The organism is Corynebacterium callunae, from assembly GCF_046592015.1.
GTDB classification, from domain to species: Bacteria; Actinomycetota; Actinomycetes; order Mycobacteriales; family Mycobacteriaceae; genus Corynebacterium; species Corynebacterium callunae_A.
This window is the reverse complement of the sequence record NZ_JAWVOB010000002.1, coordinates 196,853-211,046: the sequence shown is the minus strand read 5'-3', so window position 1 is coordinate 211,046 and position 14,194 is coordinate 196,853. Positions and strand designations below refer to the sequence as shown.

15 protein-coding genes are annotated in these 14,194 nt (G+C 54.3%); 4 read left to right on the top strand and 11 right to left on the bottom strand.

Annotated features, from left to right (window positions below; all coding sequences use genetic code 11):
• Positions 1–4: 4 nt before the first annotated feature.
• On the bottom strand, positions 5–778 hold the full coding sequence (locus SFC07_RS04095; protein ID WP_411206955.1) for a hypothetical protein: 774 nt from the start codon (positions 776–778) through the stop codon (positions 5–7).
• A gap of 95 nt (positions 779–873) precedes the next feature.
• Between SFC07_RS04095 and SFC07_RS04090 the strand changes: the two genes are divergently transcribed.
• Positions 874–1,305 carry a hypothetical protein gene (locus tag SFC07_RS04090; protein ID WP_411206954.1) on the top strand — a complete coding sequence of 144 codons (432 nt, stop codon included), beginning with the start codon at positions 874–876 and terminating at the stop codon, positions 1,303–1,305.
• 47 nt (positions 1,306–1,352) lie between these two features.
• Here SFC07_RS04090 and SFC07_RS04085 read toward each other — a convergent pair whose 3' ends face one another.
• Genes SFC07_RS04085 through SFC07_RS04075 form a run of 3 tightly spaced genes read right to left on the bottom strand, consistent with a single transcriptional unit; the run spans position 1,353 to position 3,611 of the window.
• Complete coding sequence (locus SFC07_RS04085; RefSeq protein WP_411206953.1) at positions 1,353–1,661, bottom strand: hypothetical protein; 309 nt, start codon at positions 1,659–1,661, stop codon at positions 1,353–1,355.
• Positions 1,661–2,353 carry a response regulator gene (locus SFC07_RS04080; protein ID WP_411206952.1) on the bottom strand — a complete coding sequence of 231 codons (693 nt, stop codon included), beginning with the start codon at positions 2,351–2,353 and terminating at the stop codon, positions 1,661–1,663. The genes SFC07_RS04085 and SFC07_RS04080 overlap by 1 nt, the downstream gene beginning before the upstream one ends.
• Before the next feature lie 49 nt (positions 2,354–2,402).
• The gene (locus tag SFC07_RS04075; RefSeq protein WP_411206951.1) at positions 2,403–3,611 is read right to left on the bottom strand and encodes a PspC domain-containing protein; all 1,209 of its coding nucleotides are present in this window, start codon (positions 3,609–3,611) and stop codon (positions 2,403–2,405) included.
• Between the two features lie 158 nt (positions 3,612–3,769).
• Between SFC07_RS04075 and SFC07_RS04070 the strand changes: the two genes are divergently transcribed.
• A complete protein-coding gene (locus SFC07_RS04070) occupies positions 3,770–4,957 on the top strand; it encodes a PspC domain-containing protein (RefSeq protein ID WP_411206950.1) in 1,188 nt (395 codons plus the stop codon).
• 7 nt (positions 4,958–4,964) lie between these two features.
• Here SFC07_RS04070 and SFC07_RS04065 read toward each other — a convergent pair whose 3' ends face one another.
• The 3 genes from SFC07_RS04065 to SFC07_RS04055 all read right to left on the bottom strand — a co-directional run bounded on the left by SFC07_RS04065 (position 4,965) and on the right by SFC07_RS04055 (position 8,806).
• Positions 4,965–5,459 carry an imm68 putative immunity domain-containing protein gene (locus SFC07_RS04065; protein WP_411206949.1) on the bottom strand — a complete coding sequence of 165 codons (495 nt, stop codon included), beginning with the start codon at positions 5,457–5,459 and terminating at the stop codon, positions 4,965–4,967.
• Positions 5,460–5,722: 263 nt separating this feature from the next.
• The gene (gene guaA, locus SFC07_RS04060) at positions 5,723–7,294 is read right to left on the bottom strand and encodes a glutamine-hydrolyzing GMP synthase (protein ID WP_411206948.1); all 1,572 of its coding nucleotides are present in this window, start codon (positions 7,292–7,294) and stop codon (positions 5,723–5,725) included.
• Positions 7,295–7,411: 117 nt separating this feature from the next.
• On the bottom strand, positions 7,412–8,806 hold the full coding sequence (locus SFC07_RS04055) for a GntP family permease (protein ID WP_411206947.1): 1,395 nt from the start codon (positions 8,804–8,806) through the stop codon (positions 7,412–7,414).
• Between the two features lie 50 nt (positions 8,807–8,856).
• On the opposite strand from SFC07_RS04055, the gene SFC07_RS04050 reads away from it, so the two are divergent.
• Entirely contained in the window at positions 8,857–9,000 is a 144-nt protein-coding gene (locus SFC07_RS04050) for a hypothetical protein (RefSeq protein ID WP_411206946.1), read from the top strand.
• Here the strand turns inward: SFC07_RS04050 and SFC07_RS04045 are convergent.
• Together SFC07_RS04045 and guaB are read right to left on the bottom strand one after the other, a co-directional pair.
• Positions 8,997–10,166: a GuaB3 family IMP dehydrogenase-related protein gene (locus SFC07_RS04045; RefSeq protein WP_411206945.1), complete on the bottom strand. Its 1,170-nt coding sequence runs from the start codon at positions 10,164–10,166 to the stop codon at positions 8,997–8,999. The two genes, SFC07_RS04050 and SFC07_RS04045, sit on opposite strands and share 4 nt — an antisense overlap.
• A 140-nt stretch (positions 10,167–10,306) precedes the next feature.
• A complete protein-coding gene (gene guaB / locus SFC07_RS04040) occupies positions 10,307–11,827 on the bottom strand; it encodes an IMP dehydrogenase (protein ID WP_411206944.1) in 1,521 nt (506 codons plus the stop codon).
• 178 nt (positions 11,828–12,005) lie between these two features.
• Here guaB and SFC07_RS04035 point away from each other — a divergent pair, with 178 nt between their 5' ends.
• A complete protein-coding gene (locus SFC07_RS04035; protein WP_411206943.1) occupies positions 12,006–12,377 on the top strand; it encodes a DUF5319 domain-containing protein in 372 nt (123 codons plus the stop codon).
• 79 nt (positions 12,378–12,456) lie between these two features.
• Here the strand turns inward: SFC07_RS04035 and SFC07_RS04030 are convergent, their stop codons facing one another.
• The gene (locus SFC07_RS04030; protein ID WP_411206942.1) at positions 12,457–13,404 is read right to left on the bottom strand and encodes a hypothetical protein; all 948 of its coding nucleotides are present in this window, start codon (positions 13,402–13,404) and stop codon (positions 12,457–12,459) included.
• A 2-nt stretch (positions 13,405–13,406) separates the two neighbouring features.
• A complete protein-coding gene (locus SFC07_RS04025) occupies positions 13,407–13,970 on the bottom strand; it encodes a sigma-70 family RNA polymerase sigma factor (protein WP_411206941.1) in 564 nt (187 codons plus the stop codon).
• Positions 13,971–14,194: the final 224 nt, after the last annotated feature.

The following is a 14,194-nucleotide window of genomic DNA, read 5'->3' as shown; positions in this document are numbered from 1 at the left end:
CGCGTCATGGAACCACCCGCAATGTTGGAGGAGTGTGCAACAAGGCAGCATCTTCAGCGCGACTGATGGTGATCATGCCACTGCGTGGAGGCTGACCTTTGGCAGTTGCCCGGAATTTGAGTTCCACGCCCCGAATCCGGCCCCTACCTTGGCCAATACCGAGGTAGTTGCTGGTTTCTGCCTCCATTACTAGCGCTGGCGAGGCTACTTGCGTGCCCACCATAAGCAGTGCTGCACTGCCTTTGCGGAGTTTGGCCAAAAGCGGACGGGCGCGCGTGGGCGATAGTTGAATCTCGGGGCCTTTGTACACCACCAGATCCAAACCTTCACACAGCACCGCAGCCACATTTAAAGGCTCAGTACCCGGTTCCGGGATGGCGATAATGTTCTCGCACACACCCCCTAAATCAATTACCCCAGCATAAGCTAGATCCTTCCAACCGATCACCGCAGCGTGTCCACCCTGCGCCGTAACATGAGCCAGGAAAGCCACAATAAGTAGTGGCACTTCAGTGATGTGACTCAGTGCCCGCCGGGGCAGGCCACCACCTGGAAGAAATTGTGAAACACTATCAGGAGCTGCAAGAATGTTCTCTTTATCAAAGTACTCAACAGCCTCAGGGGCTGAAGAATCTGCAATTTGCGGCACCGCCACACCCATGGCGGACATGCGTGAGCGCAGTGCGGTAATTCGCTCCGCCCTGCTCATTCCCGAGAGATTGGGCAGGGCAAAAGCATTGCCCTCTCCCCCAATTTCTCGAACACCTGTTCCACTCACGACTTTAAGTAAACACCCGTTTTTCCAAACACGCAACAGTGCTGATCATGAGGGGTGTTGGGTGAGTCGAAAAAACTTCATTATCCTTAAACCCTATGGATCCCTTGAATAGCTATGCCAACATGAAGTCCCACGTAACGCCGATCCCTACTCCCCTGATTATTCGGGCGAGCTCGGCAGTGTTGGTTGGTGCAGCTATTGCAGTATTGACCACGGATTTAACCCCAGGCATTAAGTTTGGGGTAACTGCTGCAGGGCTGATTATCACGCTATTGTTGGCATATTTACATCCCTATCGTGCGAAAATCCGGAGTTTCCGGGAACAGCACAATATCAGCAGAGTGCCCACCACCGGCCAGGTCATGCCACTTTTTGTCACTTGGCTCATGCTCATGGTGGCGCCGTTTTTCTCCACCGCAGCGCTGTGGGTGACCATCTTGGTATTTGTGGTGGTGGCAGGTTGGACTTTCCTGACCTTCCCCCACATTGATGGCAGCCGCCAGCTCGCCTTCGCCAAAACAGCTTAAAGTGCCTCAAGCATCAGGGGTGCGTCGACAAGCACGCTTTTAATCTTTTAACGCCGTCCGCGGCGTTTTTCTTTTTCCCGCTCTTGTTCGTCGAGGATTTCTTTATTGCGTTTGCCCAGTTCAATGAGTTTTAGGTTAGCCCAGTTGTAGAAGCTGTGGCCAAGGATAAACAGCGCCCAGACGAAGGACCAGATGGGAATAGCCCACCAGAGGGAAAATCCGGATTGCCACATCACCAGCACGGTGAAAATAACGCTAAAGAAGAAGGTACGGGTGGGTTGGAAAGTGAATTTGATTTTATCTTGATCAATTTCGCCCTTGTCCGCGGCAAAGTTTTTCTGTGGTTTTTGAGCCATTAATCGAGATCCCTTGAATGTGCCCAGCGGGTTAGTGCGTGGCGGTTGGACTGCTGTGTTTTGCGCAGAATATTGGAGGCGTGGGTTTCCACAGTTTTGACTGAAATGAACAGCTCTTTGCCGATTTCCTTGTAGGTATAACCGCGGGCCAGCAATCGCAAAACTTCCAGCTCACGGCGGGTAAGTGCGTCGACGATGGGATCGTCAATAATGCGGCCAGATTCTACGGCGGCATCCTTTTCCGGAGCGTCCACAATGCCGGCACCGGCGGTGGAATCAGGGGCAGCAAAGGCGTCGAGCACAAAGCCAGCCAGCCGTGGCGAGAAGAAAGCATCGCCGGAATTAACGCGAGTAATCGCTTCCACCAGCTCAGGGCCGGAAATAGATTTGGTTACATATCCCCTGGCCCCGGCACGAATAATGGCAATAACATCCTCGGCTGCATCGGAGACGCTCAAAGCCAAAAAGATGGTGTCTACCTGTGCAGCATTAATTTGTTTGAGTACTTCCACGCCGCCGCCGTCGGGCATGTGGACGTCGAGAAGCACCACCTCGGGGTGTGTCTGTTTGATCCCGGCTACGGCCTCAGCCACGGTACCGGCCTCGCCGACGATATTAACCGCGTTGCCGAGCTCTGCTTTTACGCCCGAGCGGAATACCGAGTGGTCATCAACCAAAAACACATCTACCATGACTCACAGGTTACCGCCCCCGCCCGCGATCTGTGGCTTTAAGGCAAACCTACAGTGCCATCGTGATTGCTACCTCAGTGCCCGCGCCCACCTCAGACTTGATTTTTACCTTGCCCCCGGCGCGCTCCACGCGGCCGATGACCGATTCCGCCAAGCCGTGATGGCCTTCAGGAATATTGTCTGGGTCAAAGCCGCGGCCACGATCGCGCACAAAAATACTAAGCTCGCCCAGCATCACTTCCGCATAAACATCGGCAGTTTCCACCCCTGCATGTTTGGCCACATTGACCAAAGCCTCACGCGCTGCCATCACCGCAGCCTGGGTATTTTCCCCCAAGGTTTCATCAGTTCCCACCGTCACGGGCACAATACGCAGCCCAAAAAGGTCTTCTACCTCGGCACATGCACGCTCCAGGGCGGTAAACACAGTGCCGGTGGTCTGCGGGGTTTTATCCTGGGAATCAAAAAGCCATTGTCTGAGCTCCCTTTCCTGGCCGCGCGCCAAACGGGTGACCTCCGCGGAATCATCGGCCCGTTTTTGAATTAGCGCCAGGGTTTGCAGCACCGAATCATGCAGCCGCGAGGCAATATCGGCGCGCTCTGCGGCTGCAGCTTTTTCCGCGCGTTCTTGGCCCAGCTGATCCCACATCCGCACCCACAGCGGCACGCCCAATGCTGCCACACCCAGCAGCGTCAACACCACCGCCACCAGCGCCATGAGGAAGCCGTCTTGGGTGCTCCAATTCATCACCACCAGCACAATTGCCGCCAGCATTAATACGCCACCCGCTGCAATAATGAGCACGCTCGGCCCCGAATCCACGCCGCGGTCATAGGCCAGCCACACCATCAGCATGCCAGCGCCGACCACGCCGATCGGAATCAGCGTGCTCAGCCCAAAACCGGTGGTCAGCGTCAGCGACACCGTAGCGCCCACCAGCGACAACACCACCAGCGCCCAGGACACCCACTTGCTACTTCTCGACGAACCCCCCAGTGCTTGCGGATGCTGCGCATCTTTGCGCTCCATGCGGGTAAAAATCCACACCAAGGCATACGCGGCAAGGCCCGCACCATTTGCCAGGGCCGAAATAATAAAAATGGCACGCACCCAAAAGACTGAGACATTAAGGTGATATGCCAAGCCCGACGCCACACCTGCCACCACGCGACCATCGCGGGCGCGCCGAAAAGCGGGATAAAGCGGTTGTTGCTGCCCTACTGGTGGTGGGGTGTACGGTGCCGGGGTTTTACTCATGTACTTGATCTTGTCATGAGCACCGGACACGCTTCCATCGGGGAAGACCCTGAAGCCTATTGCCTGTGGCTTTTAGGGGGTGGGTGCCGGTGAATGCCCGGTGAATGTCAGGGCTATCCCCGATTCACATTCGCATATAAGCACGCCACAATTAGTTTATGAGCACTTTCGAAGAGAACCCACAGCACCAGTACGTGCCCTTCGCCCAACCGGGTACCACCTCTTCCCCCACTGTTTCAGCAGCACCTACCGGAATCCTGCAGCAGATGTGGCAGACCCGCCCAGTGCGTCTGCCCTCTAAACAAGGCGGCAATGCCAAGGTGGCAGGTGTCTGCGAAGGCATCGGAGTGCGTTATCAAATCGATCCTGTGCTCATTCGACTCTTTTTTGTAGTTTCCGGCATCTTTGGCGCAGGTATCTCCGCCTATTTACTCGCCTGGTTGGTCATGCCCCGTTATTCCGTCCCAGTGTCCCCGCTGGAAGCGATCTGGAAGCCAGGGCATTCCCAAGACCGCACCCATGGTTGGTGGCTGCTGATTGCCTTTGTGGCCTTTTCCGGAATGCTGGGCTCTACTACCGATACCTTTAGCCCCGCTGCCTTTCTTACTTATGCCTTAGTAGTCGCCATGTGGTGGGGCTTGCATAAAAAACAATCTATTCCACCACGTGGTTTGCTCACCTCTACCGGATCTTTACCCCAGGAAGACACGATGACTAATCCCGCTGATACTTATCCCCAACCGCAGCCTGATCTCAGCTCAATCACCCCAGTTGAAGGCTATTACGCACCTTTTGCCCAGCACACCACAACTACTCCAAACTGGGATCCACTGGCTCAGAATCAGCACAATACCTGGGATCTCTCCCTCCAGCAGCCAGGTCCTCCCAAACGACGCCGTCTCTGGCCGTGGATTCTCGGCGGTGTAGGTGGAACCGGACTTATTGCGGTACTAGGCATCGGAGCAATAATCTTCGCGCTGGCTCCCCTTCATCTCGAGGAGAATTCTTCTACCGATTCTGGAATTGGCGATGTCTCCCTCGCGCCCTCCAACGCTGACCTCCAGGATTCCTACTCCTCCGGCATCGGCGAATTGAATCTTGACCTCAGCAATATAGACACCTTGGATCAAGCTCAAGATGTTCAGATCAGCTCTGGTATTGGTGAGGTAAAAATTACCCTGCCTGATGATGTGCCTATTAGCCTCAACTGCACCGCAGGTGTGGGAACGGCCCATTGTGATGTGGGAGACCTCGCCGCTCATAATGCTGGTTTAGATGGTGAGATGCTTAATCTCTCTATTAGCTCTGGAATCGGCGATGTTGATGTGGAGTTCGCCCAGAACTAGCACGGGGCTAGTCCAGTTGGCCGCGGAGTTGTTCGCTCAGATCTGCAAATTCACTGAGCTCATCTTCATCAAAGCGATCAGCCACTGCGTGATCCTCAGGTGAGAGCGCAAAGTACTTCAGTGCAGTGTTGATCTGTGTATTTTCCTTCGACTCAGTGTGGAGGCGGATTTCCTGGGCACCATCCGACGCACCATCCGACGCACCGCCCGCTACGCCGAGTGAAGCAAACTGCACTGCACCCTGAGCTTTATTTTCTGCCATTAAAACCGCCAGGGCTGCCACGACCAAGTACGCATCCCCAAAACCTTCAAGCTCGGTATCGGTGTAATTTCCGGAGAGCTCATCTAGTCCAAGATCAGCAAAAATCTTATGGACTTCAATCACGCCATCAGCGCTTTTAAGATCGCCTGAAGCATCTGCTGCTAAATACTGCACTAATGCTTGAGCTTCCTCGGATTTGCCAAAGTAGGTGTTCCAATAGGTTTCAATAATTGCGCTCATGGGGGTGGGATCTCCTGTTTTTAAAGGTTTTTGGCAAGGGCGGCGGCCTAAGATCCGCGGCCAGTTTTAAATCTGAAATAAGGATACGCCTTTGGGCACCTAGAAAATTTCACTGCGAACATCCATTGCAACCAAAAACAAAAACAGCCACCCTCCCCCAAGATCATTAAAACCTAAAGAGAAAAGGTGGCTGCTAGCAGCGCTAAATTCCACAAACTATGAGCTCAGCGCCGATGCTTAGCACTATTCTGCCAAGCAGAGATTTACTCCCACTCGATGGTTCCTGGTGGCTTGGAGGTTACGTCCAGCACCACGCGGTTTACATCGGGAACCTCATTGGTAATGCGGGTAGAAATCTTTTCCAGCACCTCATAAGGCAAACGGGTCCAGTCGGCGGTCATGGCATCTTCAGAGGACACCGGACGCAACACAATTGGGTGGCCATAGGTACGGCCATCGCCTTGAACGCCCACGGAGCGAACGTCGGCAAGCAAAACCACTGGGCACTGCCAGATCACGCCGTCGAGGCCAGCTGCGGTGAGCTCGGTACGGGCAATGAGGTCGGCGTGGCGCAGAGTTTCTAGGCGCTCTTCGGTGACTTCACCGATGATGCGGATGCCCAGACCTGGGCCTGGGAAAGGCTGACGGGCAACGATTTCCTCTGGGAGACCAAGTTCGCGGCCAACGGCGCGAACCTCATCCTTGAAGAGGGAACGCAGTGGCTCAACCAGCTTGAACTCCACGTCATCAGGCAATCCGCCCACATTGTGGTGGCTCTTGATGTTGGCGGTGCCGGTGCCACCACCAGACTCAACAACGTCTGGGTAGAGGGTGCCCTGAACCAGGAAGTCCACGGTGGATCCCTCTGGTGCGTCATCCAAAACGCCAGCAACGGCGCGCTCGAAGGAGCGGATGAACTCAGCGCCAATAGCCTTGCGCTTTGCCTCTGGTTCGGTAACGCCAGCAAGCTTGGCCAAGAAGGCAGCGCGCTCATCAACGGTGACCAGCTTGGCGCCGGTGGCAGCTACAAAGTCCTGCTCAACCTGCTCGCGCTCGCCGGCGCGCAGCAGACCGTGGTCAACAAAGACGCAGGTCAGGCGGTCACCAATAGCGCGCTGCACGAGGGCTGCGGCCACTGCGGAGTCAACGCCGCCGGAAAGGCCACAAATTGCACGGCCGGTTTCACCGATTTGCTCGCGAACTTTTTCCACGAGTTCTTCAGCGATGTTGGCTGCGGTCCAGTTTTGCTCCAGACCAGCAATTTCAGTGAGGAAGCGGGTAAGAACCTGCTGGCCATGTGGAGAGTGCAGAACCTCTGGGTGGTACTGCACACCAGCCATTTTGCGCTCAACATTTTCGAAGGCTGCAACAGGTGCGCCCTCAGAGGTGGCGGTAACGCTAAAGCCTTCAGGGGCAACGGAAACGGCGTCGCCGTGGCTCATCCATACCTTGTGGGTTGCTTCCAGGCCTTCATGGAGCACGCCACCGGTGACGGTCATATCGGTGCGTCCGTATTCACGCTTGCCGGTGTTGGCAACGGTGCCACCCAGCGCGTGGGTCATGGTCTGGAAACCATAACAAATACCAAAAACTGGCAGATCAAGCTGCAGAATTTCAGGATCCAAGGATGGAGCGCCCTCTTCATAAACAGAGGAAGGTCCACCGGAAAGAATTAGCGCTGCTGCATCCTTTTCACGGATTTCAGCAGCGGTAGCGGTGTGCGGAATAACTTCGGAGTAGATGCCGGCTTCACGCACACGACGTGCGATCAGCTGCGCGTACTGTGCGCCGAAGTCAACGACGAGTACTGGGCGATGATTTGTCTGAAGGCTCACAACTGATCACTCTACTAGACCAGCGCCCAAATCCGATTTTCACCCTCAAAGCAGACGCTTTTCGACGTCGCCCCGCCCGGCTGCGTCCCCCACGCGGCCACGCGACTAACTAGTTTTTTAAGCGATGGCGGTGCCGATACCGAAAAGCACACAGGCGAAAGCAAAGCCCACAATGGCAATACCTGTCTGGTTCACAGTCCAGGTCTTCAAAGTGGTGGCAACATCCATGCCCATCAGGCGACCAACCAGCCAGAAGCCGGAGTCATTTACGTGGCTGGCGATAACAGAACCAGCAGCGGTTGCAATAACGATGGTGGCCAGCTGGAAGTCGTTGTATCCAGCAGCAGCCACAGCAGGTGCCATCAGCGCAGCAGCGGTGGTCAGTGCCACAGTTGCAGAACCCTGGGCCACACGCAGTACAGCAGCCACAATAAAGCAGGCTGCGATAACAGGAAGACCAAGATCAGCCATGGAATCTGCCAGTGCGTCACCAATTCCAGATGCACGCAGCACGCCACCAAACATGCCGCCGGCGCCGGTGATCAGCACAACGGAACAAATTGGTCCAAGGGCACCTTCAACGGTCTTATCCAATGCGGTTCCGCTCACACCGCGACGAGTTCCCAGTGCCCAGAGAGCTACGAGGGTGGAAATAAGCAAAGCAATTGGAGTTGCGCCGAGGAATCCAAGCAGTGAAACCACGAAGGAGTCTGCGTCGAGAAGCCCGGCAGCAGCTGCCATATCGGTTCCGGTATTGCCGAAGATGAGGATCATCGGGATCAACAAAATTGCGATAACCACACCAGCGCTGGCTGGATTATCAGGCTGCTCTTCAGAGGTTTTTCCGCCTGCCAGCAGATCAGGAACACTCAGTGGGAATTTCACGCCGAGGTACTTGCCCAGCAGATAACCGGTTATATACCAGGTAGGGATTGCCACGATGAGGCCGGCAAGCAGCACAAATCCAACCTGTGCACCATAAAACTCAGAAGCAGCGATTGGGCCTGGGTGTGGTGGGACGAAGACGTGCATAACCGAAAAAGCACCGGCAGCAGGGATGCCATAGGCCAACACTGGGCCATTCATGCGACGTGCCACAGCAAAAATCACAGGCAGCATGACCACAAGGCCAGCGTCAAAGAACACTGGGAAGCCCATGATCAAGGATGCAACACCGAGCGCAAAAGGAGCTCGTTTTTCACCGAAAACGCGGATCATCAAATTGGCCAGCGAGGCTGCACCGCCAGAGGTTTCCACCAGCCGGCCCAACATGGCTCCGAGGCCAACCAGCAGGGCGACTGAGGCAAGCGTGCCACCAAAACCATCAAGCAGCGTTTCGACGATGTACTCAACAGGAATACCTGCGACAAGTGCCGTTAGTACCGACACCAACACCAAGGTAAGGAAGGCATGAAGTTTGAAGAAAATAACCAGAACTAGAATCAGAGCGATTGCGCCGGCGGCAATGCCGAGCAAGGGCCCTGCTCCTAGTGTTTGTTCCCAGGTGTCCACAGATTGATCTCCTTTAAGATAAGTGACCCACAAAAGATTTTTTTAATAGTATGACCTATATCTCCATAAAGTGGAAATCTTCAGATATAAACCCAGATAGTCCTGCGGTTTTGTCACTTATTCAAAAAGAAAAACAACAAGGGCTGAGCAGTAAAATCACCTGCCCAACCCTTGGCTTAAAACCTAGCTTTTAGCCATTAAAGTGCAAAGGCACCTTTTGGAAGCTCTTCAAATCGGTGAAGCCACACTTTGCCATGGCACGCTTCAGGCCACCTTCAAAGTTTTCAATGCCCCATGGCATGGTGGATGGTCCACGCAGAATCTGCTCCAAAGATGGCGCAGTCTCATCAATGCCAGATTCAGACACGATGCCACGAGGGAAACGTGGGTGGGCTGCTACTGCAGGCCAGAAGTAGCCCTTGCCAGCAGCTTCCTTGGCACGAGCCAAAGGAGAGCCCAAAACCACAGCATCTGCACCGCAGGCGATGGACTTCACCACATCGCCGGAGTTGTAGATATCTCCATCGGCGATGATGTGTACATAACGTCCACCGGTTTCATCCAGGTATTCCCGGCGCGCTGCAGCAACATCGGCAATTGCGGTGGCCAAGGAAACTTCCATGCCCAGTGCCAGGCTGTTGGTGTTTTCGCCGCCGCCAACGATGATGCCTACAGCGCCAGTGCGCATCATGTGCAGTGCAGTGGTGTAATCGTTCACGCCACCAGCGATAACGGGGATTTCCAGGGAACCAATGAACTCTTTGAGGTTGAGTGGCTCTCCCCCAGTGTTCACGTGCTCTGCGGAAATCAAGGTTCCCTGAATGACCAGCAGATCAGCACCGGCCTTGATAACGGTTGGAGCTAGCTCGCGGGCATTTTGTGGGGATACACGCACAGCTACAATCTGACCGGAATCACGAACCTGCGCGATGCGCTCGCTTAGCAGTTCCTTATCCAGTGGTGCTGCGTGCAGTTCCTGCAATACACGGGTGGCTGCAGCTTGATCGCCGCCGCCGATGTATTCAATGGTGCCAGCAGCGCCGGTGTCTTCCTGGGCGCCATAAGCCTTGATGACCTTAGCGATGGCTGCATCTAGGTCAGCGTGACGGCCCCAGAGGCCTTCGGCATTGATAACACCCATGCCACCCTGCTTGCCCATTTCGATAACAAATTCAGGGCTGGCAAGAGCGTCAGTTGGGTGATTGAGGAATGGCAGCTCGAACTTATAAGCGTCGATATGCCAGGTAGTGTCAACGTCCTTGGAAGAACGGGTGCGGCGGCTGGAAACGACAGAGATATCATCCAGGCTGTAGGTGCGTCGTGCCTCGCGGCCGATACCAATTTCAACATGGTCACGCATTAGTGACGGGCCTCCCTTTGTGTTCGTATACCCCGAAGACTCTACCCGAGTCATCGGTGACAACTTGCTATTAACTCCTGAACACACCAAAAACAGCCCAATTTCCATAGTGAAATCGGGCTGTTTCCAAGTGTTAGATCCTAGTGGTAGTTAGGAGCTGCAACGGTTTGCTGGATGTGGTGAGGGTGGGATTCCTTCAAACCAGCGCTGGTGATCTGGACAAAGCGAGCCTTGTGCAGGTCCTGAACGGTGGCGGAACCGGTGTAACCCATAGCTGCACGAAGGCCACCCACCTGCTGGTGAATGATGTTTTCGATGCTGCCACGGAAAGGTACGCGACCTTCAATTCCTTCCGGAACGAGCTTCTCTTCGCTCTTAACATCAGCCTGGAAATAACGGTCCTTGGAGTAGGAACGCTTTTCGCCGCTGAGGCCACGGCCCTGCATAGCTCCCATGGAACCCATGCCACGGTAACGCTTGTACTGCTTGCCGTTGATGGTGATGGTCTCGCCTGGAGCTTCTGCGGTACCAGCCAGCATGGAGCCGAGCATAACGGAGTTGGCGCCAGCTGCAAGAGCCTTAGCGATATCGCCGGAGAACTGCATACCACCATCAGCGATGATTGGGATGCCAGCCTTGTGAGCTGGAACAGCAGCTTCCATAATGGCGGTGATCTGAGGAGCACCAACACCTGCAACAACACGAGTGGTGCAGATGGAACCAGGTCCGATACCAACCTTGATGGCGTCAGCGCCAGCGTCGATCATAGCCTGTGCAGCTTCACGGGTAGCCAGGTTGCCACCGACGATGTCAACGCCTGGGAAAGCCTTCTTAACGCGGGAAACCATGTCCAATACGCCACGGGAGTGAGCATGTGCGGAGTCAACAACGAGGATATCTACGCCTGCATCAACAAGGGCGCCAGCACGCTGGAAGGACTCTTCGCCGGTGCCGATACCTGCGGCAACGAGGAGACGGCCGGACGCATCCTTGGATGCATTTGGGTGCTGCTCGGTCTTAACAAAGTCTTTAACGGTGATCAGGCCAACAAGCTTGCCGTCCTTGGAAACGATTGGAAGCTTTTCTACCTTGTTGGCAGACAGCAATTCCAAAGCCTTTTCCTTGGATACGCCTTCTTCAGCAACAACCAGTGGCATAGGGGTCATAACCTCAGCCACGCGGCGGTTCATATCGGATTCAAAGCGCATATCGCGGTTGGTGCAGATACCAACGAGCATTCCATTGTTATCAACAACAGGCAGGCCGGAGATACGGAAGCGAGCGCAGAGATCATCAACTTCTTGGATGCTCATGTCGGGGCTACAGGTTACTGGGTCAGTAACCATGCCGGACTCGGAGCGCTTTACCAATTCAACGTTTTCAGCCTGCTCCTGAATGGAGAGGTTGCGGTGCAGAACACCAATACCACCCTGGCGTGCCATGCCGATAGCCATACGGGCTTCGGTAACGGTGTCCATCGCGGCGGAAAGGATCGGGGTGTTGAGACGAATGTTGCGGGTCAACTGCGTTGAGGTATCAACGTCGGAGGGAACGACATCCGAAGCGTTTGGCAGTAGTAGTACATCGTCAAAAGTTAGTCCAACGAGGGCAACCTTGTTGGGATCGTCTCCTCCGGTGGAAACTCGGCTCTGGGTGGTCATATGCGACAGTTCCTCCTCATTTTGTGTCCACAATTAATTAAACCTTAGTAGTTTGTTCTTAATTCGGATAACCATAAAAGTAGCAACTACATTCCGCAGGAGAAATAAGGTTGCCCTAAAACACATTCAAGGCGTGCTGTGTTGGTCATTTTCCATCTGGGGCAATAGGGTTAGTCTCGTGAACTTTGATGCGATGATGCCCCGCGACCCGTTTGCCGACGATCCCAATGACCCGGCATCCTTTTTGACAGAGGATGAGCCTTTTGAGCCAATCTCTGATCAAGAGCGCATTCATGTGCAGCAGGATCTCAAATTAGTCATTGAGTTTAAGAAGATTTTGAAGCCCCGTGGTATTGAGGGAATCTTCTTTATGTGCGAGGACTGTGATGAGTTCCACTACTATGACTGGGATATTATGGCTGCCAATATGCGCGCTACCCTAGCCGGCGAACTCAGCCCTGTTCATGAACCGAGTGCACAGCCCAATGTTGATGCCTATGTCCCATGGGATTATTGCTTGGGTTATTTGGATGGCATGGAAGCTCGCTAACAACTGCATAAACACATAAAAAGACTGTTCCCTCCTTCGCTCCATGAGCGCGAAAGGGGGAACAGTCTTTTTTTAAATCCTAGTTTCCAGGGGTCTGTGGATCTACAAGTCCACCACCGGTTTGGGTACCGTTTCCTGCTCCCGTAGTGGGAGTTGCAACGGTTGGTACCGCAGTGGGCTCTGGACTTGGAGTCCAGACTGGTGGAGCTACCACCGTGGAGACAGTGGTTTGAACCTGCGTCTGTGTTTGAGTTTGAGTCACAGTAGCAGTTTCAGTTACTGGCTCTTGGGTTGGAGCGCTCTCTGTCACCGTAGAAGTCTGTGTCTCCGGGGTTGGAGCAACGGTCACGGTAGTGACGTGCTCTGGAGCTGGAGGACGCTGACCGTGCATTTCTTCAACCATGCCACGAGCTTGCTCCAGCAATTGGCGAGCACCTTCGACATCACCATTAGCGGTTCGGCTGTCTACTTCTTCCAAAGTAGAAGCCAGCTCCACTGTGTTGACAGTATCTTGGTTTCCGAAAATCTGCTGGTTAAGGCCATATAGCGGAGAATCTGCATCTGCGTTGTACACGGCAGAACCGCCACCGGCAAGCACGAGGGTTGCCGCTGCTGCACCAATGAGCCCATGCATAAATGGATGAGACTTGCGCTTTTTATCGCGACGTTCATCCAAAGCAATGACAGAGGTTGTTGAGTTGTCAGAGTTTGTGGAAATGTCGGAAGTGGAAATCGGGGCGAATTCAGTGGTTCCGGGGTCGGAATCCCTCTGCTGGTCCTCGAATGAGTCCTGTGCCAGATCTTCAAATCCAGGAAGCAGCTTTGACAAATCCGGCGCAGCCGGCATCGGAGCCTGTGCTTCCTTATTTAAATCCAGAAGGAGCCCAGCGAGGACATCACCACCCGCAGAGGGGTCAACGCCGCGGGACAGGTCAGTCAGAAAATCATCGTCATCAAACAGCTGCTTTAGCTGTGTCTTGACGATATCCTGTCCGTCCTGGTCACCTTGGTTGTGACGTCGAGTCATTACTAGTTCTCCTGCTGCTCAAGTGCGCTTCGAAGTGTTGCGAGTGCTCTATGTTGAGCTACTCGGACAGCACCCGGGGTGCTGCCCACCATCTCTGCAGTTTCTTCTGCGGAAAGACCTACAATCACCCTCAAAATGAGAATGTCGCGTGCCTTTTCACTGAGTAGATCGAGAAGTTCCCTCACTCTGTTACTTCCATCGATAACCAGCACCGATTCTTCGGGGGTAAAGGTATCGGGAGTGGAATCGGGAACCTCTTCGGTGGGCGTTGATTTGTCCCGCGACATAGCGCGGTGCGCATCGGCGACCTTGTTGGATGCCACACCATAAACAAAGGCCATAAAGGGGCGACCTTGGTCAACAAATTTTCCAATGGAGGTTGCTACTGCTAGACACACTTCTTGAGCAACATCTTCGGCGGTGGGCTGTCGGCCGCCACCAATACGAGCACGGGCATAACGCAGCACGATTGGATGAATAATCTCCATAATCCGCTGCAGTGCCCGATGATCACCCGCCGTTGCTTGAGGTACCAGTTCAGCGAGCTCATGCTCGGTATTAGCCACAGCTTCGCACCTTCCTACCTCGAATTTAAGTGAACAGTCGTTCCTGCTATTCAATAATGCAGGAACGACAACCGCAAGCTGGAGAACACATGCGTTTCGTCTCATCTTAACAAGAAGCAGGGGCTTCCTCGCGGTTTAACCCTGCAAACTCCGCACTTCTTCTCCCTCACTGGAAACCCACAGGATAGCCAGGATGTTCTAAGAATTCACCGGACATTCACCTC